27 protein-coding genes and 1 pseudogene are annotated in these 25,205 nt (G+C 69.4%); 15 read left to right on the top strand and 13 right to left on the bottom strand.

From position 1 onward, the window contains the following. The first annotated feature begins 163 nt into the window (after window positions 1–163). A complete protein-coding gene (greA, locus tag ACZ5CR_RS14190; protein WP_468857234.1) occupies window positions 164–661 on the top strand; it encodes a transcription elongation factor GreA in 498 nt (165 codons plus the stop codon). Between the two features lie 102 nt (window positions 662–763). On the opposite strand, the gene ACZ5CR_RS14185 is transcribed toward greA, so the two are convergent. The 3 genes from ACZ5CR_RS14185 to ilvA all read right to left on the bottom strand — a co-directional run bounded on the left by ACZ5CR_RS14185 (window position 764) and on the right by ilvA (window position 4,199). Next, on the bottom strand, window positions 764–1,639 hold the full coding sequence (locus ACZ5CR_RS14185; RefSeq protein ID WP_468857232.1) for an ABC transporter permease: 876 nt from the start codon (window positions 1,637–1,639) through the stop codon (window positions 764–766). Then, window positions 1,636–2,655, bottom strand: coding sequence for an ATP-binding cassette domain-containing protein (locus ACZ5CR_RS14180; protein ID WP_468857231.1), 1,020 nt, complete (start codon window positions 2,653–2,655; stop codon window positions 1,636–1,638). The genes ACZ5CR_RS14185 and ACZ5CR_RS14180 overlap by 4 nt, the downstream gene beginning before the upstream one ends. Before the next feature lie 314 nt (window positions 2,656–2,969). Then, window positions 2,970–4,199: a threonine ammonia-lyase gene (gene ilvA, locus ACZ5CR_RS14175; protein WP_468857229.1), complete on the bottom strand. Its 1,230-nt coding sequence runs from the start codon at window positions 4,197–4,199 to the stop codon at window positions 2,970–2,972. Window positions 4,200–4,344: 145 nt separating this feature from the next. Between ilvA and ACZ5CR_RS14170 the strand changes: the two genes are divergently transcribed. The 3 genes from ACZ5CR_RS14170 to ACZ5CR_RS14160 all read left to right on the top strand — a co-directional run bounded on the left by ACZ5CR_RS14170 (window position 4,345) and on the right by ACZ5CR_RS14160 (window position 5,691). Further along, the gene (locus ACZ5CR_RS14170) at window positions 4,345–4,848 is read left to right on the top strand and encodes a MarR family winged helix-turn-helix transcriptional regulator (RefSeq protein ID WP_453542407.1); all 504 of its coding nucleotides are present in this window, start codon (window positions 4,345–4,347) and stop codon (window positions 4,846–4,848) included. 109 nt (window positions 4,849–4,957) lie between these two features. Next, the gene (locus ACZ5CR_RS14165; RefSeq protein WP_468857228.1) at window positions 4,958–5,440 is read left to right on the top strand and encodes a sigma factor-like helix-turn-helix DNA-binding protein; all 483 of its coding nucleotides are present in this window, start codon (window positions 4,958–4,960) and stop codon (window positions 5,438–5,440) included. Then, the gene (locus ACZ5CR_RS14160) at window positions 5,437–5,691 is read left to right on the top strand and encodes a hypothetical protein (RefSeq protein WP_468857226.1); all 255 of its coding nucleotides are present in this window, start codon (window positions 5,437–5,439) and stop codon (window positions 5,689–5,691) included. The genes ACZ5CR_RS14165 and ACZ5CR_RS14160 overlap by 4 nt, the downstream gene beginning before the upstream one ends. Before the next feature lie 32 nt (window positions 5,692–5,723). On the opposite strand, the gene ACZ5CR_RS14155 is transcribed toward ACZ5CR_RS14160, so the two are convergent. Continuing rightward, the gene (locus tag ACZ5CR_RS14155; protein ID WP_468857224.1) at window positions 5,724–6,878 is read right to left on the bottom strand and encodes a cystathionine gamma-synthase; all 1,155 of its coding nucleotides are present in this window, start codon (window positions 6,876–6,878) and stop codon (window positions 5,724–5,726) included. Between the two features lie 90 nt (window positions 6,879–6,968). Here ACZ5CR_RS14155 and ACZ5CR_RS14150 point away from each other — a divergent pair, with 90 nt between their 5' ends. Together ACZ5CR_RS14150 and msrA are read left to right on the top strand one after the other, a co-directional pair. Then, window positions 6,969–8,087 (top strand): hypothetical protein, encoded by a 1,119-nt coding sequence (locus tag ACZ5CR_RS14150; protein WP_468857222.1) that lies wholly within the window; start codon window positions 6,969–6,971, stop codon window positions 8,085–8,087. Between the two features lie 111 nt (window positions 8,088–8,198). Beyond that, entirely contained in the window at window positions 8,199–8,906 is a 708-nt protein-coding gene (msrA, locus tag ACZ5CR_RS14145) for a peptide-methionine (S)-S-oxide reductase MsrA (RefSeq protein WP_468857221.1), read from the top strand. 59 nt (window positions 8,907–8,965) lie between these two features. On the opposite strand, the gene ACZ5CR_RS14140 is transcribed toward msrA, so the two are convergent. Then, the gene (locus tag ACZ5CR_RS14140) at window positions 8,966–10,090 is read right to left on the bottom strand and encodes a helix-turn-helix domain-containing protein (protein WP_468857219.1); all 1,125 of its coding nucleotides are present in this window, start codon (window positions 10,088–10,090) and stop codon (window positions 8,966–8,968) included. Between the two features lie 126 nt (window positions 10,091–10,216). Between ACZ5CR_RS14140 and ACZ5CR_RS14135 the strand changes: the two genes are divergently transcribed. From ACZ5CR_RS14135 to ACZ5CR_RS14125, 3 genes are read left to right on the top strand one after another with little or no spacing between them, the layout of a single operon-like run. Further along, window positions 10,217–10,546, top strand: a complete 330-nt coding sequence (locus ACZ5CR_RS14135) for a hypothetical protein (RefSeq protein ID WP_468857217.1) — start codon at window positions 10,217–10,219, stop codon at window positions 10,544–10,546. Then, window positions 10,543–10,887 carry a hypothetical protein gene (locus tag ACZ5CR_RS14130; protein ID WP_468857216.1) on the top strand — a complete coding sequence of 115 codons (345 nt, stop codon included), beginning with the start codon at window positions 10,543–10,545 and terminating at the stop codon, window positions 10,885–10,887. The genes ACZ5CR_RS14135 and ACZ5CR_RS14130 overlap by 4 nt, the downstream gene beginning before the upstream one ends. Next, window positions 10,880–11,146 (top strand): DUF7848 domain-containing protein, encoded by a 267-nt coding sequence (locus ACZ5CR_RS14125; protein WP_468857214.1) that lies wholly within the window; start codon window positions 10,880–10,882, stop codon window positions 11,144–11,146. The genes ACZ5CR_RS14130 and ACZ5CR_RS14125 overlap by 8 nt, the downstream gene beginning before the upstream one ends. 71 nt (window positions 11,147–11,217) lie before the next feature. Here ACZ5CR_RS14125 and ACZ5CR_RS14120 read toward each other — a convergent pair whose 3' ends face one another. Then, complete coding sequence (locus ACZ5CR_RS14120) at window positions 11,218–11,763, bottom strand: DUF4760 domain-containing protein (RefSeq protein WP_468857213.1); 546 nt, start codon at window positions 11,761–11,763, stop codon at window positions 11,218–11,220. 133 nt (window positions 11,764–11,896) lie between these two features. Between ACZ5CR_RS14120 and ACZ5CR_RS14115 the strand changes: the two genes are divergently transcribed. From ACZ5CR_RS14115 to ACZ5CR_RS14105, 3 genes are all read left to right on the top strand, one after another. Further along, on the top strand, window positions 11,897–12,484 hold the full coding sequence (locus tag ACZ5CR_RS14115; RefSeq protein ID WP_468857212.1) for a DUF3885 domain-containing protein: 588 nt from the start codon (window positions 11,897–11,899) through the stop codon (window positions 12,482–12,484). Between the two features lie 136 nt (window positions 12,485–12,620). After that, a complete protein-coding gene (locus tag ACZ5CR_RS14110; protein WP_468857210.1) occupies window positions 12,621–13,289 on the top strand; it encodes an ATP-dependent Clp protease proteolytic subunit in 669 nt (222 codons plus the stop codon). Window position 13,290: 1 nt separating this feature from the next. Continuing rightward, on the top strand, window positions 13,291–13,902 hold the full coding sequence (locus ACZ5CR_RS14105) for a ClpP family protease (protein WP_468857209.1): 612 nt from the start codon (window positions 13,291–13,293) through the stop codon (window positions 13,900–13,902). Between the two features lie 4 nt (window positions 13,903–13,906). On the opposite strand, the gene ACZ5CR_RS14100 is transcribed toward ACZ5CR_RS14105, so the two are convergent. Further along, window positions 13,907–14,347: a helix-turn-helix domain-containing protein gene (locus tag ACZ5CR_RS14100; protein ID WP_468857208.1), complete on the bottom strand. Its 441-nt coding sequence runs from the start codon at window positions 14,345–14,347 to the stop codon at window positions 13,907–13,909. Window positions 14,348–14,432: 85 nt separating this feature from the next. Beyond that, complete coding sequence (locus tag ACZ5CR_RS14095; RefSeq protein WP_468857206.1) at window positions 14,433–15,335, bottom strand: aminoglycoside phosphotransferase family protein; 903 nt, start codon at window positions 15,333–15,335, stop codon at window positions 14,433–14,435. Window positions 15,336–15,378: 43 nt separating this feature from the next. Here ACZ5CR_RS14095 and ACZ5CR_RS14090 point away from each other — a divergent pair, with 43 nt between their 5' ends. Beyond that, window positions 15,379–16,233 carry an alpha/beta fold hydrolase gene (locus ACZ5CR_RS14090; protein WP_468857205.1) on the top strand — a complete coding sequence of 285 codons (855 nt, stop codon included), beginning with the start codon at window positions 15,379–15,381 and terminating at the stop codon, window positions 16,231–16,233. Here the strand turns inward: ACZ5CR_RS14090 and ACZ5CR_RS14085 are convergent. After that, window positions 16,230–16,616 carry a VOC family protein gene (locus tag ACZ5CR_RS14085; RefSeq protein WP_468857204.1) on the bottom strand — a complete coding sequence of 129 codons (387 nt, stop codon included), beginning with the start codon at window positions 16,614–16,616 and terminating at the stop codon, window positions 16,230–16,232. The two genes, ACZ5CR_RS14090 and ACZ5CR_RS14085, sit on opposite strands and share 4 nt — an antisense overlap. A gap of 327 nt (window positions 16,617–16,943) precedes the next feature. Beyond that, window positions 16,944–18,002, bottom strand: coding sequence for an NAD(P)-dependent alcohol dehydrogenase (locus tag ACZ5CR_RS14080; RefSeq protein WP_468857202.1), 1,059 nt, complete (start codon window positions 18,000–18,002; stop codon window positions 16,944–16,946). 118 nt (window positions 18,003–18,120) lie between these two features. Here ACZ5CR_RS14080 and ACZ5CR_RS14075 point away from each other — a divergent pair, with 118 nt between their 5' ends. After that, complete coding sequence (locus tag ACZ5CR_RS14075; RefSeq protein ID WP_468857200.1) at window positions 18,121–19,065, top strand: helix-turn-helix transcriptional regulator; 945 nt, start codon at window positions 18,121–18,123, stop codon at window positions 19,063–19,065. A 35-nt stretch (window positions 19,066–19,100) separates the two neighbouring features. Further along, window positions 19,101–19,193, top strand: a pseudogene (locus ACZ5CR_RS14070) (DUF4440 domain-containing protein); the annotation flags it as partial. Window positions 19,194–19,211: 18 nt separating this feature from the next. On the opposite strand, the gene ACZ5CR_RS14065 reads toward ACZ5CR_RS14070, so the two are convergent. The 3 genes from ACZ5CR_RS14065 to ACZ5CR_RS14055 all read right to left on the bottom strand — a co-directional run bounded on the left by ACZ5CR_RS14065 (window position 19,212) and on the right by ACZ5CR_RS14055 (window position 25,044). Further along, a complete protein-coding gene (locus ACZ5CR_RS14065; protein WP_468857199.1) occupies window positions 19,212–22,556 on the bottom strand; it encodes a S8 family peptidase in 3,345 nt (1,114 codons plus the stop codon). Between the two features lie 189 nt (window positions 22,557–22,745). After that, the gene (locus ACZ5CR_RS14060) at window positions 22,746–23,435 is read right to left on the bottom strand and encodes an ABC transporter ATP-binding protein (RefSeq protein WP_468857198.1); all 690 of its coding nucleotides are present in this window, start codon (window positions 23,433–23,435) and stop codon (window positions 22,746–22,748) included. A 91-nt stretch (window positions 23,436–23,526) separates the two neighbouring features. Then, window positions 23,527–25,044 carry an ABC transporter permease gene (locus ACZ5CR_RS14055; protein WP_468857196.1) on the bottom strand — a complete coding sequence of 506 codons (1,518 nt, stop codon included), beginning with the start codon at window positions 25,042–25,044 and terminating at the stop codon, window positions 23,527–23,529. Window positions 25,045–25,205: the final 161 nt, after the last annotated feature.

The raw sequence follows: 25,205 nt of genomic DNA, 5'->3' as shown, positions 1-25,205 counted from the left end.
TCCCCGGTGTACCGGCCCTCACCTGCGTTGACGTATTTCTGACGGCTTATGTCCTCCCCCTCACGCGCCTGAATTGTTAGGCTCGTGGTTTCGCCCACCCGAGAGGGAACATCCTTCTGGGTAGGGCGATGCTTTGTATTCCCAGTACCTACGAGGAGCACCTGTGACCCAGACCAGCGAGAACGTCACCTGGCTGACCCAGGAGGCGTACAGCCAGCTCAAGGCCGAGCTGGAGTACCTGTCTGGTCCCGCGCGCACCGAGATCTCCACGAAGATCGCGGCCGCACGCGAGGAGGGCGACCTGCGCGAGAACGGCGGGTACCACGCGGCCAAGGAGGAGCAGGGCAAGCAGGAGCTCCGCGTCCGCCAGCTGACCCAGCTCCTGGAGAACGCGAAGGTCGGCGAGGCGCCGGCCGCGGACGGCGTGGTCGCGCCCGGCATGGTCGTCACGATCGCCTTTGACGGCGACGAGGACGACACCCTGAAGTTCCTGCTCGCCTCGCGCGAGTACGCGAGCACCGAAATCGAGACGTACTCGCCGCAGTCCCCGCTGGGCAGCGGCGTGAACGGCAAGAAGATCGGCGAGAACGCGCAGTACGAACTGCCGAACGGCAAGCTCGCCTCCGTGAAGATCCTCGAAGCCAAGCCCTACCAGGGCTGAGGCCCGCATCGGCGACGCGAAAGGCCCCCCGCACCGAACGTGTGGGGGGCCTTTCGCGTGTCCCGCTCCCGCTCGGGCTCGGGCTCAGGCTCGGGCTCAGGCTCAGGCCGTCGCCGAGCGGTACTTGCGGACCGCGAGCGTGCGGAACGCCACGATGATGAGCACCGACCAGATCAGCGAGGCCCAGACGGGGTGCTCCATCGGCCAGGCTCCGGTGACCGACTTCGGAACGCCCTCGATCGTGTTGCCGAACAGCTCTCGGGCCGCCGCCACCGTGGCACTGAACGGGTTCCACTCGGCGACGTACTGAAGGAACTTCGGCATTCCGTTGACCGGCACGAAGGCGTTCGAGATGAACGTCAGCGGAAACAGCCAGATCAGCCCTCCCGAGGTCGCCGCCTCGGGGGTCCGCACGGACAGGCCGATCAGTGCGCCGATCCAGGTGAACGCGTACCCGAGCAGCAGGAGCAGGCCGAAGCCCGCGAGGACCTTGCCGAGGTTCTCGTGCGTGCGCCAGCCGACGAGCAGGGCCACCACCGCGAGGACGGCCAGGGTCACGGCCGTCTGCACCAGGTCCGCGAGGGTGCGGCCGGTCAGGACGGCGCCTCGCGCCATCGGCAGCGACCTGAAGCGGTCGATCAGGCCCTTGTGCATGTCGTCGGCGATGCCCGCTCCGGCGCCCGCCGTGGCGAACGTGACGGTCTGCGCGAAGATGCCCGCCATCAGGAATTCCTTGTAGGCGCTCGCGCTGCCGGCGGGCGCACCCGGAATGTTGATGGAACCGCCGAAGACGTACGTGAAAAGGACCACGAACATCACCGGTTGGATGATCCCGAACAGGATCATCTCGGGAATCCTGGTCATGCGAATGAGATTCCTGCGGGCCACGACCAGGGAGTCCCTGACGGACTGGCCGATGCCGCCCGCGGGCCTGGGACTCGCCGTGCGCTTGGTCACGATGCCGGTGGAGGTACTCACTTGTCGGCCTCCTTCTCGGGCTCGCCCTGTGCGTCCTTCGCCTCGCCGTTCTTCTCGCCGCTCTTCTCGTCCTTCACCTCGGCCACGTGGCCGGTCAGCGAGATGAACACGTCGTCCAGGGTCGGGCGGCGCAACCCGATGTCGTCTATCTCGATCCCGCGGTTGTCCAGCTCGCGGATGACCTCGGCGAGCAGCTTGGCGCCGCCGGAGACCGGGACGGTGAGCTTGCGGGTGTGGTTCTCGACGGCGACCTCGCCCTTGCCGAGGCCTCGCAGGACCTCCACGGCCGGGGTGATGTGCTCGCGCTCGTGCACCACGACCTCGACGCGCTCGCCGCCGGTCTGTGCCTTGAGCTGGTCGGAGGTGCCGCGTGCGATGACCCGGCCGTGGTCGACGACGCAGATGTCGTGCGCGAGGTGGTCGGCCTCTTCGAGGTACTGGGTGGTGAGGAGGAGGGTCGTGCCGCCCGACACCAGCTCCTGGATGACCTCCCAGAGCTGCTGCCGGTTGCGCGGGTCGAGGCCCGTCGTCGGCTCGTCCATGAACATCACCGGGGGCGACACGACGAGGGCGGCCGCGAGGTCGAGGCGGCGGCGCATGCCTCCCGAATATGTCTTGGAGGGGCGGTCCGCGGCGTCGGCGAGATGGAACCGGTCGAGCAGCTCGCCCGCCCTGACCTTCGCCTCCTTGGCCTTCATCTGGTAGAGCTGGCCGACCATTTGGAGGTTCTCGCGGCCCGTCAGGTACTCGTCGACGGCGGCGAACTGGCCGGAGAGGCCGATCGAGCGCCGTACTTCGTTCGGATGTTTCAGTACGTCGATGCCCGCGACGACCGCCCGGCCGCGGTCCGGCGTCAGAAGCGTCGTCAGGCAGCGCACCGCCGTGGTCTTGCCCGCGCCGTTCGGCCCGAGGAGGCCGAGCACGGTGCCTTCCGGGACATCCAGATCAACGCCGTCCAGAGCCCTTACGTCGCCGAAGGTCTTGACGAGACCTTCGGCGTAGATGGCGCCTGGCATGTGGGTTCTCCCCGTGGTTTGGGTGACTTCCTACTGAAAAGATTAGATTTGCCGGTTGACACGCGCCCGGCGACCAGTGACGTGAGACACACCATAACGCGATACATCGCGTCTTCGCAACGGGATTGACGAAGCTGTGGACAACGCAAAATAGCGGGCAACGCCCTTGGACGCGCGGGGTTTTCGCCGGAGTCACCCGCGACGCGGACCGTCGGGTGGCCGTCAGGTGGCCGTCAGGTGGACACGCCGACCGTCAGGCGGGCGCGCCGACCATCAGGCGGGCGCGGGTGAGCATCAGGCGGGCGCGCCGACCGTCAGCCGATGACGGTGTAGCCCGCCTCGCGCAGCGCCGCGCCGACCTCGGTGCAGTGCGACGGGCCCTTGGTCTCCAGCTGCAACTCGACCTCCGCCTCCGTCAGGCCCAGACGCGGATCGGTCCGCACATGGCTCACGTCGAGGACATTGGCGTCGACCACCGAAAGCACCCCGAGCAGCGTGGCGAGGGCCCCGGGCCGGTCCGTGAGGCGCAGGCGCAGCGACAGATAGCGGCCCGCCGCGGCCATGCCGTGGCGCAGGATCCGCTGCATCAGGAGCGGATCCACATTGCCGCCCGACAGGAGCGCCACCACCGGGCCCTCGAACTCCCGCGGCCTGCTCAGAAGCGCCGCGACGGGGCTCGCGCCCGCGGGCTCGACGACCATCTTGGCCCGCTCCAGGCAGAGCAGCAGCGCGCTGGACAGGGCGTCCTCGGACACGGTGACCACGTCGTCGAGCAGCTCGTCGATGATCCGGAACGGCACGTCGCCGGGGCGCCCGACCTTGATGCCGTCGGCCATCGTCGCCGGGTTCTCGACGGACACCGGGTGCCCGGCGGCCAGCGAGGGCGGGTACGCCGCGGCGCCCGCGGCCTGCACGCCGATCACCTTGACGTCAGGACGCAGCGTCTTGACGGCCACCGCGATGCCCGCGGCGAGCCCGCCGCCACCGATGCCGAGGACCAGAGTGCGCAGCTCAGGGCACTGCTCCAGGATCTCAAGGCCCACCGTGCCCTGCCCCGCGATGATGTCGGGGTGGTCAAAGGGGTGGATGAAGACGGCGCCCGTCTCGTCCGCGTACTCCTGCGCCGCGGCCAGCGTCTCGTCGACCACCTGGCCGTGCATCCGCACCTCGGCGCCGTACTCACGGGTCGCTGCGACCTTGGGCAGCGGCGCACCCACCGGCATGAAGACCGTGGACCGCACGCCGAGCAGCGAGGACGCGAGGGCCACGCCCTGCGCGTGATTGCCCGCGCTCGCGGCGACCACACCGGCCGCGCGCTCCTCCGGATACAGGCCCGCGATCCGCACGTACGCGCCGCGCAGCTTGAACGAACCCGTCCGCTGGAGGTTCTCGCACTTGAAGTGGACCGGCGAACCGACCAGGTGCGAAAGGTGCCTGCTGCCTTCCATCGGCGTCACCCTGGACACGCCCGAGAGCATCTTCTGGGCGCCGCGCACGTCGTCGAGGGTGACCGTCGGCAAGGAGTGACGCGTGCGGTAGCTCATGACGGCCAGTCTCCCAGTTCACACCGGGGTCCTCCTGCGGTGACCACGTGCCGAGACTGGTTTGCGCAGCGCCGGTACGCCCCGCGTCCCGGCCGCGTACCCTGTCCCCCAACCCATCGCCCTCGCATGAAGTGAGCCCCCGGCCATGCCCACAACTCCGGACATGACGACCGCCAGCGATCCCGGCCTCCTCGACACGCTGCAGCACCAGGTGGCCGTGTTCGCCCGCCGTGCGGAGCAGACACGCCTCGGCGGCGTCGGACAGGTCCGCAACTCCATGGACCGCGCCGCATACCTGCTGCTCAACCGCCTCGACAAAGAGGGGCCCATGGGCGTGAAGGCGCTCGCGGCGAGCATGGGCATCGACTCGTCCACGGTCACCCGGCAGGTCGCCCCCCTGGTCGACACCGGGCTCGTCAAGCGCACATCGCACCCCGAGGACGGCCGCGCCGTGGTGCTCCAGCTGTCGCCGCGCGGCGAGGCACGCCTCAATGAGGTGCGGTCCTCGCGGCGCGACCTCATGGCCGAATTGACCGATGACTGGTCTCCGCAGGAGCGCGAAAGCTTCTGCACGCTCCTCACGCGCTTCAATTCCGCGCTCTCCGCCCGCCAGACATCGCAGGCGCCCCCGGAGACACCCGCTTCCTGACCCCTGGGCCCTGTGCCCGGCGGCTCCGGGGGTTCCTGCCTCTTGACCCCGGCCGTGTGCCTGGCCTCATATGAGACCGGGGGCCCGTCCCCTCCAGGCGGGAGGCGCGGTGCGCGGACGGCGGGCGTTCTTGAACGCCCGCCGCGCCCGGGAGTTCGAAGCGTTCGTCGCGGGCGCGGCAGGGCGGCTGCTGCATGCCGCGACGCTGCTCACCACCGAGCCGCCGGACGCCAACCCACGCGCGCGTGCCTTGCTGACCGCGTCCCTCGCACACGCGTACGCGGGCTGGGACCGGATGCGCGGGGAGGACCCGTACGACCGCACCCGCAAGGAGCTGGCCATCCGCTTCGCCCGCGGGGCCTGGCGGCGCCGTCGCGGCCACGGCGGCGTGCTGGCCCGGCTCACGCCCCAGGAGCGGCTGATTCTCGTCCTGCGGCTGTACGAGGGGGTCGCCGAGGAGCAGACAGCGGCGCTCCTCGGCCTGCCCGCCGACCGGGTCAGCGCGATCTGCTCCCGCGCGATGGAGACGGTCCTGCACCCGCCGCGCGGCCCCGCTCCGACACGACCCCTGGGGAAGGCGGCCCCGTCATGAGCCAGTTCGACCGCAAGGAGAACGCGGTCCGCCATCTCCTGGACGACGGCACGCCCCCCTCGGTCCCGACGGAGCTCTACGAAGAAGCGGTCCGCCGCGGCGGCCGCAAGCTGCGCCGCGGCAGGGCACTGCGCCGGCTGCTGTGGCTCCTGCTGCTCGCCGCGGCGGTCACCTTCGTGATCTGGGCGTCGATCGCCCAGCCCTGGGTGGAGCATCCGTCGGAGACGACTCCACCGCTGACGAGCTGGTGACCGGGCGCGGTCCCTCCCGGCCCGGCGCCGTCCTAGCCCAGTGCCTGCTGCAGATCGGCGAGCAGGTCATCGGCGGCCTCGATGCCCACCGAGAGCCGCACCAGGTCCGCCGGGACCTCAAGCGCCGAGCCCACCACGGAGGCGTGCGTCATCCGCCCCGGGTGCTCGATCAGGGACTCCACGCCGCCGAGCGACTCGCCCAGGGTGAACAGCTTCGCCCGGTCGCAGACTGCGACCGCGGCCTCCTCGCCCCCGGCGACCTGGAAGGACACCATCCCGCCGAACGCCTTCATCTGCTTGGCGGCGGTCTCGTGACCGGGGTGCTCCGGAAGCCCGGGGTAGAGAACACGCGTCACGCGCGCGTGCCGCGTCAGCATGTCGGCGACCTTCGTCGCGTTCTCGCTGTGCCGGTCCATGCGCACGGCCAGCGTCTTGATGCCGCGAAGGACCAGCCACGCGTCGAAGGGCCCGGCCACCGCGCCCATCGCGTTCTGGTGGTACGCAAGCTCCTCGCCGAGGGCGGCGTCGTTGACGACGAGCGCGCCGCCCACGACGTCCGAGTGCCCGCCCATGTACTTCGTCAGGGAGTGCACGACGACGTCCGCGCCGAGCGCGAGGGGCTGCTGGAGGTAGGGGCTCGCGAAGGTGTTGTCGACGACGAGGCGGGCCCCCGTCTCCTTGGCGACCTGGGAGACGGCGGCGATGTCGGTGATGCCGAGCAGCGGGTTGGAGGGGGTCTCCACCCAGATCGCCTTCGTACGGTCGGTCACCGCGGCCCGTACCGCCGCCGGGTCGGAGGTGTCGGCGACCGACCACTCGACGCCCCACCGCGACACGACCTTGGCGAAGAGCCGGAACGTGCCGCCGTACGCGTCATTGGGGATGACCACGTGGTCGCCGGGACTGAGCAGCGTACGCAGCAGGCAGTCCTCGGCGGCGAGGCCCGACGCGAAGGCGAGCCCGCGGCTGCCGCCCTCAAGGGCGGCCAGGTTCTCTTCCAGGGCGGTGCGGGTGGGGTTGGCGCTGCGGCTGTACTCATAGCCGCCGCGCAGCCCGCCGACGCCGTCCTGCTTGTACGTCGACACCTGGTAGATCGGCGGGACGACCGCGCCGGTGAGCGGGTCGGCGGTGTTGCCCGCGTGGATCGCGGCGGTCTCGAAACTCTGGCTGCTGAACGTGTCACTCATGCGGCCAGAGCCTAGTCCGGGACGGGCACGGGGCCGACAAGTTCGAGACTGGTTCGCCAAGTGTCAGAGCAGTCTGGTTCGCTTGTACTCATGGAGATTCTCTGGGTGCTGATGGCGGCGATCATGATCGGGGCGGTCCTCGGTCCGGTTCTGCTGCGCAGGCGGGGCGGAATCCGCCAGGTCGCCCCCGGTTCACCGGACGCCGCGGACCCCGCCGAGTACGGCTTCGCGCGTCAGGAAGAGCTGGACATCCGCATGCCGGGACCGGACCGCGACCTCCTGGACGTCCTCGACGTGGTCCAGCAGTCGCAGAGCTGGAAGGCGGCGTCGCAGCTGCTCTCGGGCACGGAGGTGCACGGCGAGGTGCGCTGGCAGCGCGTGCAGGCGTTCGCGGGCGCGGCGTCCCTGGAGCTGCAGCAGCGGCCCGGCGGGGTCAGCGACCAGCCCGGCGGGCAGTGGCTGCGGGTGTGGCGGGCCGAGGCCCCGAAGGACGCGGGCGGTGCGGCGGTGCACGCGGAGTTCCTGGTCCAGCAGGCCTGGCGGTCGTCGACGTCCGGGACCGACGAGTTCCGGATCATCCTGGAGGAGGCGAAGGAGGCCTGCGGGCAGGCGGCGCTCCTCTCCCCCGGCGACCCCGTCCCGTACATCATCGAGCTCTCCATCGCGCGCGGCCTCGCGTACTCGCGCGAGGACTTCGAGCAGCTGTGGCTGAAGATCCTTGACCGCGCGCCCGCGCACATGGGGGCGCACCTGGCGGCCCTGCACTACTGGTGCGAGAAGTGGCACGGCTCACGCGACCTGGCGAACAACTTCGCGGAGGCGGCCGCGGCCCGTGCCCCCAAGGGCTCGCTCCTCTCCGCGCTCCCGCTCTTCGCGGTGTACGAGCACCTGCCCGAGGTCAATCTGGTCCGCGGTTTCTACGAGAGCGAGGTCGTCACCAAGGCCGTCGAGGGCGCGCTCTACGCCGTGCACTCGGCCCGCCCGGACGACCCGATGCTGGCGCACGTCAGGCACCTCCTGATCTTCTTCCTGGTCCGCTGTGAGCGCTGGGCGGAGGCCATGAAGCAGCTGCTCCACGTGGACGGCCACGTGGGCGCACTGCCCTGGACGGTCTCCTCCGACCCGGCCGCGGACTACGCGGTGTACCGCGCGCTCGCCGTCGCCGGGTACGAGGCGAACGGCGGCAGCCCGGCCACGCTGTCGCACTGAGGCGGCCCGCGCACCCGCCCGAGGACCCCGAGGAATGCGGCTCACCCCGCACACGTTGACAAAGAAGCCGTAAGCCGCGCCCACCCCAAAGCGTCCCAGGAGGACAGCCCCATGCTCTTCGGCCGCACGCCCGAGCTCCCCACCCCCGAGCAGGCCCTGAAGGGCCGCGCGACCCCCGAATTCGAGGTCCCCTCCCGCCACACGGTCCTCGGCAACCCGCTCCTGGGCCCGTACCCCGACGGCCTGGAGATCGCGGACTTCGGGCTCGGCTGCTTCTGGGGCGCGGAGCGCAAGTTCTGGCAGACGGAGGGCGTCTGGACGACGTACGTCGGCTACCAGGGCGGTTACACGGAGAACCCCTCCTACGAGGAAGTCTGCTCGGGCCTGACCGGCCACGCGGAGGTGGTCCGCGTGGTCTTCGACCCCACCCGCGTCTCGTACGCCGCTCTCCTGAAGCTCTTCTGGGAGTCCCACAACCCCACCCAGGGCTTCCGCCAGGGCAACGACGTGGGCACCCAGTACCGCTCGGCGATCTACACCCACTCCCCCGAGCAGGAGGCGGGCGCGGTGGCATCGCGGGACGCGTTCCAGCAGGTCCTGACCTCCGCACGCCACGGAGAAATCACCACAACGATCCTCCCGGCGGCCTCCCGCCCGTTCTGGCCTGCCGAGGGATACCACCAGCAGTACCTGGACAAGAACCCGGACGGCTACTGCGGAATCGGCGGCACGGGCGCCACGCTGGAAAGCCCGTCGGAGACGAACTGGGGACGGGCCTGCCCGACGGGGATCGCTCCGGCGCCCGAGCCTGCGGAGTAGCGGCAGCGCGGGGGCCTCAACTGTCAGTCGTGGGGAGAGCCGGCCAGATCCAGCCCTCCTCACGCAGTGATCATTGCCGCCGTGTCGCTGACAAGAGCCAAGAGGCCTACCGGCACCCCCGAGGTTCGTTCGACGACCTGCAACGCGTCTCGCAAGAGCAGTCGGTTCCTCCCCGAGGTGATGGTGCTGAGGAGAGGTGAGATCTCGTGGATCTCCTCTTCCGCTTCCCTCCACGCTTTGGCTCTTGCGTAGCTGTGCAAGAGCTCAATGCGGTACAGCATGGCGCCCCGTGGTGTCGCATGTTCGAGTGCGCTTTGGAACTTCAGGATCGCCGCGTTCAAGTCCGCGAGGCTCAAGAGAGCATGCCCTGAGTGCCCTCTGATTTCCTGCTGGTTCACCCACCATGCCCACTCGGGATCACGTGAACTCAGGGACTCTTCCACGCCTCCTCGGGCTGCGTCCAAGTCGGCCAAGGCACGCTGGCGATCTCCTATCTGAGCGAGCGCCCGGCCCCGCCTTACACGCGCCAGAAGTGCTACACGCGGAGGAATCCGGGACTGCGACAACAGCTCATCGGCGACGCGTCGTACTCCTCCGGGACGACCACATTCAGTGTCGAGCATGGCAAGCATGTCCAGGGCGAACCACTCCATGGCCCGTTCTCCAGCATGCCGGGCCAGCATGTGTGATTCGAGGAACGCGTTGCGGGCCGCTACGCGATCACCGGAATCAAAGAGCAGCCATCCAGCGACTTCAGCGGCTTCTGCCACGGCGGCCACATAGCCCCGCTGGGCCGACTCCGGGATTTCTCCAGCATCAAGTTTGCGCTGAGCGGACTGCCAAACCTGAACTGCTATGGGCGCTACAGCATCTCCGCCATAGCGGTCGGCGTGCTTAAGGATGTGTTCGGCACAGGCTTTCATATGCGCGATGTCGGAAACTGGGCCAGTCGGCTCATCCGGCGGCTTAAGTGGCGTAACTGGTGCGGAAAGTCGCACCAACTCCCCATCAGCCTGAAGGAGTTCGTCCAGGGCTTCGGCAAGTTGCACTGATGGGCGTTGGCGGCCGTTGGCGACACGGGAGATATAGGCCACGTTGTAGTTGAGGGCTCGGGCAGTGCCCCTCAAGGTCATGCCTCTCTCCGTGAGGAGTGCGCGAAGCTGTGGGCCGAATTCGGCGCTCATGTGCTTCCCCTGGTGTTGACCGTGCTCTCCAGAGTAGCTGTCAACGGCTGTCAACTCCCGGCAGTGCACGTCACGCGACAAGGATGGCGCGACAGACCCCGGCGACCGCGCGACCGGCCCCGGGGCATGGCCAACGCTGATTGGAGCGCCGACATGCCGGACTGTATCGCCCGAATTTTCGAGCCGTTGTCATGGCTCCTGTTCCCCTCTGCGGGGTGCCACCGACTCCCCGAACCGGCCTCGCCCGGACCGCCCATCTATACGCCGTACCGGCCTCTGCCGCGCGTGCCCGTCCTGCGTGGTGAGGACATCGGCCTGGTTTGCCCGTACCTCGGCACCTTCGAGCGGCGGCAGGAAGAGCGTCGACAGAAGGTACGGCGGCGTGAGCTGTGGCTGGCTCTGCACGGCGTGGACATCGACCCACGCTTGATCCATGGGATGGAGGTGACGACATGACGAATCAGACTCGGTTGCTGCCGTGGTCGACGCCGGAAGGCAAGCCCTGCATTCTCGTGGGCACCGGCACGGGCTTCATGTCGCGGATGGCCGACAACATCGAGAGCGTGCAACTGGGCATGGCGGGTGATCTTCTCGGGCACGTGGCAGACACACTCGCTGACTTCAAGGCGACGCCTGAGGAACTCCGCTTCATGGCTGCCCGGTTGACTGAGTCGCTCCGGGAGGTTCACCGGATCGCAGAGAGCCGAGGAGATCGCTTGTCCTCATTCGCTCACCCCGAGGTGGACGACGGCGACGACGAGGGAACGCAGTCTCCGGCGGGATGTTCGGATGAGTGAGGGCGGCTTGCCACGGGGCCGCTACTTGCCTCTCGAATGGACTCTGGCGGCCATGCCCTCGGCGGCTGTGAGCCATGTAGGCAAGTGCCTCGTCTGTAGTGAGCACTCGGTGGACAGGGCCGATCCGGATGAAGCTCAGTTGTGGTGCCTCAGGCACGCGGGCATGACGCGCCATACCGGTTTCGAGCTGTCGGCGTTTCAGTTCTTCAGTGCCACGATCACTGATCCTGCGGTGGGTGAGGCGGGCCCGCCGACGTAGACCAGGGCGGGGCTGGCGAGGCCTCACTTCGCCGGCCCCGCCCGATGGGCGCCTCTCTGCCGGAGGGGAGATCAGTAGCCGGTGTTGATCGTGTGGAGGCCGAGGGACTCTCGGATGTCATCAGCCCTGCGAGACCGGGATCGAACGACCAGATCCTCGAAGAAGACCATGTATCCCATACCTCTGAGCTCAGCCTCTTTGCGGATGTAGGGCTCCATGATGTTCCAGAACTCATCGAGAGAGCCGAAGAAGCCAACGACGAGTTCTTCCGGCACCGCCCCGTGGGCGATGAGCAGGCCGAAGTTGTCGAAGAGGAACCCGACCTTTCGTAGGGCTGCGCGGGCTTGTGGCGGTTGCTGTGACACACCCAGGTCGGGCGGGAATTCAACGACCAGCCGCTCGTAGATGAAGTCACGCGCTTCGAACCACTCGGGGCTACGGGCCTCCCGGAATGCTTCCAGGACCACGGGAAGCAGACTCTGGCGTGACACCAGCCGCATCTGCCGAATGGACAGCACCACCGCAACAACAGCCGCCAACGCGCTAGCCACGCTTACCACTCCTGTGACGCCCATCGCGCCCTCCCTGCTGAAGATGGTCTCCAGTCCCTCACGCACGCGGTACCGCATCCGCTGGTACCGGCCTACCGCGAGGAACGGCCGACGTCACCAGTAGCCGGGCCCGGGTGGGAACGGGCCGCCGGTAGATCTCCTGAGCAAGATGTGAGAGAACCGCATATGCTCCCGAGCAATGAGCCCCGAATTCGCCTCTCTGCTGTCGCTGCTGTGGCGGGAACGGCGGGCCTCGTGTCCTCCCGTCGCTCACACCTTTCGCGGCGCGTATGCCGACCGGTGGGTGCGGTTTCACAGCCTTCCCGGGTCCAAGCGCTATCCGGAGTCCGAGGCCGAGTACGCGACCGCGCTGGAGCGGTACAACACCGTCCTCGACGAACTCTTCGCGGGCGCGGTCGTGTTCGTGGTGACCATGGACTGGTCGGCACCGGGCGAGCCGTGCGTCCCGGCCGAGCGCGAGTTGCTCCACCCCGGCAGCGTCGGCTGGTGGACTCGGCAGGACCATGACGACCCCGATCCCGAGTTCCACACAGAGACGCACCTGTACGCCGACCGACGCTCCTGGGAGCGCGGTTGCGTCGACACGCTGCTGCGAGCCGTCGCGGACGAGGTGCTGGCGGGGGTCTTCGTCACCGACACGGAGCTTTCGCGCATCCACCATCCCTACGACGGTGGCGCGGACGTCATCCTGACGACGTCCGAGGAGCGGGACCGGCTCCGTGGCCTGCATGCCGACTGGCTCTCCGGGTATCCAGGCGGTCTCTGACCCCGTAGGGCCCCTCTGCCGTCAGCGAATCTGCCGCAGGCAAAGAACCCTTACCCGGTGAGCGTGGCGGCCCGAAGGTGGTGGGACAGGACAGCGGCGCGCAGGTGCGCCGCTCCCACCGTCAGGAGGACGACCGATGCCATCCATCGCCAACGGCTTGGAGCCCGCCTTCGCCGCGCGGGGACCGCGGGCCTCCGAGGGCGAGACGCCCTCGTCGCGGTTCGACGATCATCTGGCCGCGCAGTTGCTGACCCAGCGGATCGTCTTCCTCGGCACCCAGGTCGACGAGGTCTCCGCGAACCGTGTCTGCGCGCAGATGCTGCTTCTCTCCGCCGAGGACCCGCGGACCGACATCAGTCTCTACATCAACAGCCCCGGCGGGTCCGTCACCGCGGGACTCGCCATCTACGACACCATGCGGCTGATCCCGAACGACGTGTCGACCCTTGCCATGGGGTTCGCCGCGAGCATGGGGCAGTTCCTGCTGACCGTCGGGACCGCGGGGAAGCGGTACGCCCTGCCCAACGCCCGGATCATGATGCACCAGCCCTCCGCCGGTATCGGCGGGTCCACCGCCGACATCGCGATCCAGGCCGAGAACCTGGAGTTCACGAAGAAGGCCGTCGAGCGGATCACCGCGGAGCACACCGGACAGACCGAGGACGTCATCTCGCGGGACGGTGACCGCGACCGGTGGTTCACCGCCGAGCAGGCCAAGGAGTACGGGATGGTCGACCGGGTGCTCGATTCGCTGACCGATGTGCGGCCCGCCTCGGCCAAGCCGCGGATGGGACTGGGGGTCTGACATGAGCCAGTACACGATTCCGACCGTCATCGAGCGCACCCCGCAGGGCGGCGAGCGCGCCTACGACGTCTACAGCAGGCTGCTCTCGGAGCGGATCATCTTCCTCGGGACCGAGATCGACGACGGGGTCGCCAATGTCGTCATCGCCCAGTTGCTCCACCTGGAGTCGTCCAACCCCGAGCGCGAAGTCGCCGTCTACATCAACTCCCCCGGCGGCTCCTTCACTTCGCTCATGGCCATCTACGACACCATGAGCTTCATCAGCGCCCCGATCTCCACGTTCTGCGTGGGCCAGGCCGCTTCCACCGCCGCCGTGCTGCTCGCCGGTGGCGATCCGGGGCGGCGGTTCGTGCTCGAACACTCGCGCGTCCTGCTCGGGCAGCCCGCAAGCGGCGGGCAGCAGGGGACGGTCTCCGACCTCACCCTCCAGGCCAAGGAGATGGTGCGGATCCGCTCACAGGTGGAGGAGGTCCTTTCCCGGCACTCGGGGCACGACATCGCCACCCTGCGCGCGGACATGGACCGCGACAAGGTGTTCACCGCGCAGGACGCGGTGGCGTACGGGCTCGCCGACGAGGTGCTCAGCCGGCGGATGCTCGCGGCGGCGGCCTGAACCCTCAAGCGGCGAGGCGGATGTCTCCCTGACGCGGTCGCGGTCGCGTCGGCTGCGCCTGGCGGATCAACTCGCCCTGCGCCAGGGAGAGAAGGTCCGCCAGGCTGAGGCCGAGAGCACGGGCGCCGGCCGCGAGGACCTCGGACGAGGCCTCCTTGCGGCCGCGCTCCACCTCGGAGAGGTACGGCATCGAGATGCGGGCGGCCTCCGCCACGTCCTTGAGCGTACGTTCCTGGGCGAGGCGCTCGCGGCGCAGCACGTCACCGACGATGTCCCGCCACAGCGGTTCTTTCGCCGCTGGGGAGGCCGGGGGCACGGGAGTTGTGCGCACCGGGGCCGCATGCGCCTGGAGCGAGCGCGGGCGCAGGGGGATGACGCGAGCCCCCCGCTCGACTGCCCGCGCGGTCTCGGGACTTCCCTCAGGGTTCTGCTCTTGGCTGCTCACCCTCTCAGGGTATGAGCCGCCCGGCCCACCGGAAGGGATCAGCGTTCCGCCCCCGGCGAAAATCAGGGCCCACACCATGACTTCCTTACGCGAGCGCCTCCGCCAAGCCGTCCGCCGCCAGGATCCGCCACTGCGGGTCACCGTGCAGCCGGCCCCAGTGCGCCATGGTCACCGCCCGGGCCTGAGTCCACCGCCGGGCCCGCTCCCGGTCGACCTCGGCGGCGTCCGCGAAGACGGCGAGGCGGCGCAGGACGGCGGCCTTCGCGTCGTTGGCGGCGAGCAGCTCCTCGAAGCGGTGGTGGAGCAGCGTGATCGAGTCGTATGCCGGGTCGCCCGCGTACCCCTTGGGGTCGATGGCGAGCCAGGGTTCGCGTTCCCCCCGCAGGACGTTGCCGACGTGCAGGTCGCCGTGGATGAGGGTGTCCGGCTGGTCGGGTCCCAGTTCCCGCAGCGTGCCGATCGCGGCCTCGATCAGGCGCGAGGCCAACGGCGATCCCAACTGCGCTGCACCGTCCCGTAGTTCACGTTCCCACTCGCCGCACAGCGCGCTCACCCTGGGCAGTTCGGCGGGCGCCGGTACGGCAAGGCGCCTGGCGAGTCGGCCCGCGGCCGTCAACGCCTTCTCGGCGTCCGGCTCGTCGGCGAGCGAGCCAGGACCCGCCTGCTCGAGGAGCATCGCGAACCGTGGGTCGTCCCGCTCGTGCAGGCGGACCGCGCCCCGCCCCTCCCACACGGTGAAGGCGTCCGGCTCGTGGACGTTGCCGGGGTGCGGGAAAGAGATCTTCAGGACGGCGGGCAGCCCGTCGTGCCGACGCAGGACCGGAATGACGATGCCGACCTGCCCGTGCGTGACCGGCGCCGACGGCACGCAGCCCCAGCGGTCGAGCAGTTCCTCGGCCAGTTCCGGCAGGGACGCCAGCCACGACCGGCCGCGCTCGCCCTCCCGCTGGACGGTGCTGGCGGCGAAGTCCTCGGGTGTCACGATCATCCCGGCACCCTAGCGAGGAGGTCAGGTGGCTACCGTTCACCCCATGCCCCTCGCTGAAGCCGCCGACGGCACCGCCCTGCACTACGAAGTCCACGGCTCCGGCCGCCCCCTCGTCCTGCTCAGCGGGCAGTCCAACAGCCGCCGCTGGTGGGATCCGGTGCGGGACGACTTCTCCGCCGCGTACCGGACCGTCGTACTCGACTGGCGCGGCACCGGCGAGAGCGGATGCCCCGACACCGACAGCTACAGCACGCCCGGCTTCGCCCGCGACGTCGTCGCCGTCCTCGATCACGCGGGGATCGAGCGCGCCCATGTGTACGGCACGTCGATGGGCGGCCGTGTCGCCCAGTGGGTCGCCGCCGACCATCCGGAGCGGGTCGACCGGCTCGTACTCGGTTGTACGTCCCCGGGGGCGCCGCACGGCATCGAGCGCGGGCCCGAGGTGCGCGGCGCCCTCGGTCAGCCCGACGCGGCGGCCGCGCGCCGCGCCCTGCTGGAGTTGATGTACACCCCGGACTGGATCGCCGAGCGGGAGCGTGCTTCCGAGAAGCCCGTGTTCCACACCCTCGGCGATCCGTCCATGCCCCCGCACGCACGCCGGCGCCATCTGCGCGCCAGCGCCCGGCACGACTCCTGGGACGCGCTGCCGCGGATCACGGCGCCGACACTCGTCGTGCACGGAACCGACGACGCGTTCAACCCGACCGCCAACGCGCCCCTGCTCACGGAACGTATCCCCGGGGCGCGGATGCGGCTCATCCCCGGTGCGCGGCATGCGTACTTCGAGGAGTTCGCACAGGTCGCGACGCCGCTCGTGCTCGACTTCCTGACGGAGAAGGCGGAGGCGGCGGAGGCGGCGGGATCGGGGAGAGCCGGGAGAACAGAGGACGCGGGCTAGCTTCCGCTGCCGTACGGCTTGGTGAAGATCTCCAGGTTGTGGCCGTTCGGGTCCTCGAAGTACGTGCCCCGGCCGCCGTCGTTGGTGTTGATCTCGTTGACGGTCTTGTGGTGCGGGTCGGCCCAGTGGGTGAGGCCCGCGTCCTTGATGCGGCCGAAGATGCCGTCGAACTCGTCCTCGGACACCAGGAAGGCGTAGTGCTGAGAGGTGATCGCCCCGCCGTCGCTGTCGGCGTAGTCCAGCGTGACGCCGTTGGGGATCACGACGGGGATGAACGGGCCGAACGGAGGGCTCACTTCGAGGCCGAGGATGTCGGCGAGGAACTGAGCCGACGCCTTCTTGTCCTTGGCGGTGACGATGGTGTGGTTGAGCGCGATGGACATCGTGCGACCTCTTCCTGCGTCGGTTCCTGCGTCGATTTCTGCGTCGGTTCCTGCGTCGGTTCCTGCATCTGAAGTGCCCCCGTGCTGACGTCCACCACACTAGGCAGGGGCCGCGCGTCCGACATCGGTCACACGGCCCCCCACCTGGTGCGCAATGCGGACTAGGACCGCGGGCCGAGACGATTTCCGGCCACCCGGACCAGAGCGCGCAAACGCCGTCGCCCCGCTGTCCCTTTCGGGGCAGCGGGGCGACGGCAGCGACGGCGGTCACGTCCTGGTCCACACGCCCTGGTGGGGGCGGTGCCGATCAGGTCGTGGCGGGGTGAATCAGATCGTGGCCGTGTCGATCACGAAGCGGTAGCGCACGTCGCTGGCGAGGACGCGCTCGTACGCCTCGTTGATCTGGTCGGCGTCGATCAGCTCGATCTCCGAGCCCAGGCCGTGCTCGGCGCAGAAGTCCAGCATCTCCTGGGTCTCCTTGATGCCGCCGATCATGGATCCCGCGAGGGTCTTGCCGCCGCCGATCACGGAGAAGAGGTTGAGGGAGACGGGCTCCTCGGGGGCGCCGACGTTCACGAAGGCGCCTTCCGGACGCAGCAGGCCCAGGTACTTGTCCAGGGGCAGCGGCGCGGAGACGGTCGAGAGGATCAGGTCGAAGGAGCCCGCGAGCTGCTCGAAGGTGGCCTCGTCGCTGGTCGCGTAGTAGTGGTCGGCGCCGAGGCGCAGACCGTCGTCCTTCTTGCGCAGGGACTGCGAGAGCACGGTGACCTCGGCGCCCATGGCGTGGGCGATCTTGACGCCCATGTGGCCGAGCCCGCCGAGGCCGACGACGGCGACCTTCTTGCCGGGGCCCGCCTGCCAGCGGTGGAGCGGGGAGTACGTGGTGATGCCCGCGCACAGGAGCGGCGCGGCGACGTCCAGGGAGAGGGCGTCGGGGATGCGGACGGTGAACGCCTCGTCCACGACGACGTGCGTGGAGTAGCCGCCGTAGGTGGGCTCGCCGTTCTTGTCGAGGGCGTTGTACGTCTGGATGTTGCCCTTCGCGCAGTACTGCTCAAGGCCTGCCTTGCAGTTCTCGCACTCGCGGCAGGAGTCGACCATGCAGCCGACGCCGACGCGGTCGCCGACGGAGAACTTGGTGACGGCGGAGCCGACCTCGGTGACGACACCGGCGATCTCGTGGCCCGGGACCATCGGGAAGATGCCCTCACCCCAGCCGTCGCGGGCCTGGTGGATGTCCGAGTGACAGATACCGGCGTACTTGATGTCGATCAGTACGTCGGTCTCGCCCACCGGGCGGCGCGGGATGGTGGTCCGCTCCAGGGGGGCCTTGGCGGAGGGTACGGCGAAGGCGGTAACGGTGGTGGTGCTGGTCTGTGCGGTCATGTACTCCACCGTGCCAGGCTCGCGGACATCTACCCAGGTCACAGCTCTGCCTACGTCCAGTGGTCCTACTACTGGTGGGGACAGGCTCATATGCGTACGACCCCGGATACTGGAATGTATGGATGCCGAGCCGCCCCCGCACTCCCCCACCACGGAGCCCACCACGAAGCCCGCTCCCGAACCCACCCCCGAGCCCGCCCTCGACAGCCGCGCCGAGCTCAGCGAGTTCCTGCGCACCCGCAGGGCCCGGCTGCAGCCGGAGGACGTCGGGCTGCCGAACTTCGGTCGGCATCGGCGCGTGCCGGGGCTGCGGCGCGAGGAGCTCGCGCAGCTCGCCGGGGTGTCCGTCGCGTACTACACCCGTCTTGAGCAGGGCAACGGCCGCAACGTATCGGGCGAGGTCCTTGACGCGATCGCCCGCGCCCTGCGCCTGACGGACGCCGAGCACGCGCATCTGACGCATCTGGCCAAGCCCAAGCAGCACAAGAAGAAGCGCGCGGCCCGCCCGCAGCACCTGCGCCCCGCGCTGCGCCAGCTCATGGACGCGATGGACGGCGTCCCCGCCTACGCGGTCGGCCGTCGCTCGGACATCCTCGGCTGGAACCGCATGGCCGCCGCCCTCTTCGGTGACTGGGGCGCGCTGCCGCCCGAGGAGCGGAACTGGGCGCGGATCTGTTTCCTGCACCCCGAGTCCCGCGTCCTGTTCCGGGACTGGGAGCAGAAGGCGTCGGACATCGTGAGCTTCCTGCGGATGGACGCGGGCTGCTTCCCGAACGATCCGCTGCTCTCCGCGCTCGTGGGTGAGCTCTCCGTGAAGAGCGAGGAGTTCCGGACCCTGTGGGCGACGCATGACGTGCGGGAGAAGGGTCACGGCGTCAAGCGTCTCCACCACTCCCTGGTGGGCGATCTCACCCTGTCGTTCGAGACGCTGCACCTGCCCGAGGATCACGATCAGTCACTGGTGACGTACCACGCGGAGCCGGATTCGTCGTCGGCCGAGGCACTGCGGCTGCTCGCCAGCTGGGGCGCGGACGCGACGCGCGCCGGAGCGACGCCTCGCTGAGGCGTCACGGCGGATACGGCGGATACGGCAGGTCCACCGCCACGGACATGGCGAGGCGCGGCGCCGACGGACACTGGCGATACGTGATCGACAGCCCTTTCGGCGCCGCGCCCGGAGTCAACGGCTAGCTCATCCGCCGTAGCGGTCTACTTGCCGTAGTACGCGTTGTAGATCGACAGCGTCGACTTGTTCCCCTTCTTGTCCGTGATCTTGGCGTGGAAGGAGATCGCCTTGCCCGCGGCCGGGTTCTTGACCTTGATCTTGCCGCCGCTGACGGTGACCTTCTTCCAGGTCTGGCCGTAGTCGTACGAGACGTACGTGGCAAGGGACTTGAGGTTCGCGCCCGCGGCCGCGCCCTGCACGGTCACCGGCACGGACTGGGTCGCACCGGCCTTGGCCTTGCTGCCCAGGTCGACCGCCGCGGCGAACCGCGCCGTGGAGACCGGCAGCTTCGCGTTGTCGGCCTTCTTGGAGCGGAACGTCCAGCTCGCGTCGATGCGGGTGGAGGCGGCCGCCACCTTGACGCTGCGCTTCACGGACGTCGACAGCTTGTACTCGGCGTCGGCCGCCGGGACCTTGAACGTGGCCCCGCCGAGCAGCGGGTCGTCGTTCTCGCCGATCTTGGTGGCGCCCTTGTAGAGGGTCGTCTTCACCGACGAGAAGAGCGAGGAGCCCGCGTGCGTCTTGCCGTCGGCGAACAGCGGCAGATAGCCGCCGATCTCGTTGCCCTGCCGGGTGACGCCGTACTCGCCACCGACGCGGGGGCCGAAGACGGCGGTGTTGAACGTCTTCTCGTAGCTCTTGCCGCCCGTGAACTTCTGCGCGGCGCCCAGCGTGTAGGCCGCGTCGACGATCGGCCAGCCGTCCGGGTCGACCCCGGCCTGCTGCTCGAAGTCCAGGCCCCACTTCACGTTGTCGGCCGTGGACAGGTACATCGTCCGGGTGCCGGGCAGCGCCTGGGGGATGTTGATCGAGGAGCCGCCCGAACTGCCGGGGAGGTAGCCCAGGGCGCCGATCGTGCCCTTCTTGTCCTTGGCCGCCGCGCCCAGGTTCGCCTTCACCGTGGCGAGGTCGGATGCCTTGTAGTGCTTGGTGTAGCCGGTCGCGACCTGCTTGACCTTGCCTCCGGCCACGGTGTTGTACTCGGCGTCGTCACCCTTGACCCAGTGACCGTCCCACTGCTGGTGCAGTGAGCCGTCGGTGACCTGCGGGCCCAGGTGCGCGGTCCGGAAGTCGGTGTACGCGTCCAGCCACCAGCCGAATCCGTAGCTGCCGTAGTCCGTCTCGACCGTGTAGTCGGGTGAGGCGAAGAACGGCTTGGCGTCCGCCGACGGGACCGTGATGTCGACCGGCTTCGTCTTACGGGCGTCCAGCGTCACCGTCGTGTCCTTGGTGATGCTCAGCTTCGGCTGGGCGAGCCAGTCGGCGCCCTTGGTGAAGTCGCTCGGGTCCTTGTACATGCTGGTGTTGAGCAAGTAACCGCCCTTGGGCACACGGATCTTGACCGTGCCCGAGGCGTCGTACGGGTTGAAGGACTTCTGCGCGGCGAGCCCGGAGAGACCTTCCAGGTCGCTGTCGTAGTACTTCGGGGCCTGTCCGTCGCGCCCGATGTGCTTCAGCGTCAGCTCGTACGACTCGACCTCGCGCTCGACCACGGCCGCCGTGCGCACGGACTGCCCGCCGCCGCTCGCCACGACGTACGCGGAGTACGCGCCGTCGACGGTTCCGCCGAGCTTGGTGTCGGTGGTCAGGTCGACCGAGGCCTTGCCGCCCGCGGGGACCTGCACCGTCTTCGCACCGAGCTTGAAGAAGCCCGCGGGAGCCGCGGCGCCCTTGGGGTTGGTGCCCGTGACCGACAGGTCGAGGGTGACGTCCTCCTTGCCGAGGTTCTTGTACGTCACCTTCTTCGTGACCGGCTTGTCGTCGGTGTGCGGCCACTGCTGGCTCTCGAAGCCGACGGACACCGGCTCGGCGACGACCGACTGCTTGATGGCCTTGTCGACGGCGATACGGCCCGAACCCTGCTCGAACGGCGTGTACTTGCCGCCCTTGGTGGACGCGGTCAGCGCGCCCTTGAGCTCGGCGTACTTCCAGTCCGGGTGCTGCTGCTTGAGCAGCGCCGCGGCGCCCGCCACGTGCGGCGTCGCCATGGACGTACCGGAGATCGTCAGATAGCCCTCGGGGTTCTGGCCGACCTCCTGGTCGATGACGCTGCCGGGGGCCGCGGCGGCGGTGATGTCCACGCCGGGTGCGGTGACGTCGGGCTTGATGGCGCCGTCGCCGACGCGCGGGCCCTGGCTGGAGAACTCGGCGAGCTTGTCGTTGTCGTCGACCGCGCCGACGGTCAGGGCCGCGTCCGCGCTGCCCGGGGAGCCGACGGAACCGGGGGCTCCGTCGTTGCCCGCCGCGATCGCGAAGAGGATGCCCTTGTCCGCGGAGAGCTTGTTGACCTCGGCTTCGAGCGGGTCGATGCCGGGGGTGTCGCCGCCGCCGAGGCTCAGGTTCACGATGTCGGCGCCCTGGTCGGCCGCCCACTCCATGCCCGCGATGATCCCGGAGTCCTCACCGGAGCCGGTGTCGTCGAGGACCTTGCCGTTCAGGAGCTTGGCGCCGGGCGCCACGCCCTTGAACTTGCCGCCCGACTTCGCGCCGGTGCCCGCCGTGATGGAGGCGACGTGCGTGCCGTGACCGTAGTGGTCCGTGGCGTCCGCCGCCGGCGTGAAGTTCTTCGCGCCGACGACCTGGTCCTTGAGGTCGGCGTGCGTGGCGTCGACGCCGGTGTCCAGGACGGCGACCTTGACGCCCTTGCCGTCGAACCCGGCCGCCCACGCCTTGTCGGCGCCGATCTGCCGGACGCTCTTGTCGAGGCTCGCCTTGCGGACGCCGTCCAGCCAGACGCGGCTGACGCCGGACGCGGTGGCGCCGCCCTTCTCGGCGACGAGCGCCGACCACAGGTCGGTGGCGTCCTGCTTCGGGGTGGTGATGGCGTCGGCGTTCAGGGACTTCAGGGACCTGCGGACCGTGGTGTCACCCGCGGCGCGCACATCGGACCTGGCCCCGGCGGCCGCTGCTCCCTTGTAACCGACGATGAGCTTGAGGCCCTTCTTCTGGGCCTTGCGGTTGTCCTTCTTGCTCAACTCGGTGATGTCGAACAGGCGCTGATCGAGCTTGCCGGTGGCTATCAGGCGCTGCGCGTCGGCCGGGATCACGAGTGTGTGACCGCCGACGCGCTTCGTCAGTACGGGTATCCGCTCCCGCCCCTTGGCCCGCTCGAAGGCGGTGACGCGGCCCTTGGAGTCGGCGGTGACACGGTCGCCGGTGATGAGGGTGATGCGGTGCGTGCTCTGTTCGGCGCTCTTGAGGCCCGCCGCCTGTGCGGCTGCCGCAGTGGCGTCGGGCGACTGCTTCGCCGCCGACGCCGGGCTGGTCATGCCCGCTGCGAGGGCCACGGCCGCCGCTGTGGCGATCGTGGCCCCGTAGGCTCTCTTCACTTTTCTGCGCAAGTCTCCCCCTGGAGGTTTCAAGGGGCTCTCGCCCCTGGACGGGGAAGTATTGCCCAGGGTCGAACATCTGCTCAATAGTGCGTCAGAAGTGACGAGTTGGTTATTTGGTTTTAGTTATCCGCCTATCCGGCTATCCGGCCATTGGGCGGCCCGCTCCGTGGCCTAGAGCGGCCCCGCTCAATGACCTTGAGCGGCCTGCTCCGTGACCTTGATCTGCCCGCGCCTGATCGTCGCGAGGCGCGGGGCCTTCCGGGCGATCGCGCTGTCGTGCGTGACCATCACGAAGGTCAGGCCGTGCTCCTTCCAGAGCCCTTCGAGCAGCTCCATGATCTCGTCGCGCATCGACTCGTCGAGGTTGCCGGTCGGCTCGTCGGCGAGCAGCACCTTGGGCCGCTTGACCAGGGCGCGGGCGATGGCGACGCGCTGCTGCTGGCCGCCGGAGAGCTCGGCGGGCAGATGGCTGAGGCGTTCGCCGAGGCCCACGGACGCGAGGGCGTCGGCAGCGCGTTCGCGGCGGTCGGCCGCGCGCAGGCCCAGCGGTACGAGCGCCGTCTCGACGTTCTCCTGGGCGCTGAGCGTGGGGATGAGGTTGAAGGACTGGAAGACGAAGCCGATCGACTCGGCGCGGACCTTGGTGAGCCGTGCCTCGGGCAGCGCGGCCAGGTCGACGCCGTCGAGTTCGACGCTGCCGGACGTCGGCCGGTCGAGCCCGCCGAGCATCTGAAGGAGCGTGGACTTGCCGCCGCCCGTCGGACCCTGGATGACGAGGCGGTCGCCGTCGCCGATGGCCAGATCGACTCCGGCGAGCGCGTCGACGGTCTCCTTGCCCCTGCGGTACTGCTTCGTGACGCCTTTGAGCTGATACATGGTGGGACTCCTGCGATACGTAAGGGGGTTGGCGGCGTGAGCGGCGGGCGCTGTGGCCGCCCGCTCGACGCGCGGCGGTCGCTGAAGCCGCCTACTCGACGCGGCGCAGGGCGTCCGCGGGCCGCAGCCGCGAGGCGCGCCAGCCGCCGAAGGCGCCCGCGATGAGGCCACCGGCCACGGCGAGGCCGACGGCGAGCACGATGGTCGTGGCGCTGACCGGCGCGGTCAGCGAGATGTCGAGGGCCTTCGACGCGGACTCGCGCAGGGCGCCGCCGGGGCCGCCACCGCCGGGTCCGCCGCCCATGCCGCCGCCACCCATGCCGCCGCCCGACTGCCCGCCGGCCGAGCCGAGTTCCGCCGTCAGGGTGGGGCTGATCGCCGTCACCACGTACGCGCCGCCGAGGCCGACCGCGATGCCGAGCACGCCGCCCACCAGACCGTTGACGACTGCCTCGCCGATGACCTGCCGGGTCACACGGCCGCTCTTCCAGCCGAGCGCCTTGAGGGTGCCGAACTCCCGTACGCGACGGCTGACCGCCGACGACGTGAGCAGGCCCGCGACCAGGAAGGCCGCGACGAGCACGGCTGTGGAGAGCCACTTGCCGACGCTGGAGGCGAGGTCGGACGCGGTGGAGAGCGAACCGGAGACGGTGTCGGCGAGGTCGGCCGACGTGGTCACGGTCGTACCGGAGACGTTCTTCTGGATGGCGCTCTTGACGGCGTCGATCCGCTGCGAGTCCGCGGCCTTGACGTACACCGTCGTGATCTTGTTCTTCGAGTCGGCGAGGGTCTGCGCGCGCTTCAGCGGGAGGTAGAGATCGGCCGCCGCGTCCCCGCTGTCGGGCGTCGCGATGCCTACGACCTTGATCTTGGTGCCGGAGATCGTGACGGTGTCGCCCACGGAGAGCTTCTTCTCCTTGGCGTACGAGGCGTCGGCGACGGCCACCTTGGCGTCGGACTCCTTCCCCGTGAACGTACGCCCCTTGCTGATCCTGGAGGAGGTCAGCGGGCCCAGGTCGAGCTTGCTGACATCGGTCCCGTAGACGCTGTAGGAGTCGACGTCGAAGTCGGCGCCGCCGCCGCGCACCCGCCCTTCCTGCTGATCGCCGCCACCGCCGGGCGCCTGCCCCTCGCCCTTGCCGGCGGAGCCCGGCGTCTGCTCGAACTGCCCGCGCTCGAACTGCCCGTTGACCTTCATGACCTGCAGGCTCAGCCCGCCGACGGCGTCGGCGACACCGTTCTGGCCGTCCACCTTCGCGACGGTGGTCGAGGACAGCGTCTGAAAGCCCTGCACCATGACGCGGTCGCTGCTCTGCTCCTTGCCGTCCTCGCCGTCCGTGTCTTCGCCGTCCGTCGCGTCGAACTTGAACCGCGGACGTCCCCCGGTCGGGCCGCTGCCGTCCTTGGCCGGGGTGGCCGCCTTGGTGACGGTCATGTCCGTGCCGAGCCCGTAGAGCGACTGGAGGACCTTGCCCTGCGCCTGCTCCATGCCGGACGACACGGAGTTGACGACGATGACAAGCGCGATACCGAGCGCGAGCCCGGAGGCCACGACGAGGGCCGCTTTTCTGCGGCGGCGCAGCTCGCGCCTCAGGTAGGTGAAGAACATGTGCGTGAAGCTAAGTACGCACCGTGATGAACGGATAAGGGCGGCATAAGAGAAGGATGAGAAGCACCAACGGCGGGGGGGGGGGGGGGGGGGGGGGGGGGGGGGGGGGGGGTAGGGGGGGGGGGGGGGGGGGGGGGGGGGGGGGGGGGGGGAGAGACAAA

Source organism: Streptomyces sp. NPDC031274 (assembly GCF_055570235.1).
This window is presented reverse-complemented; position numbering and strand designations above follow the sequence as displayed.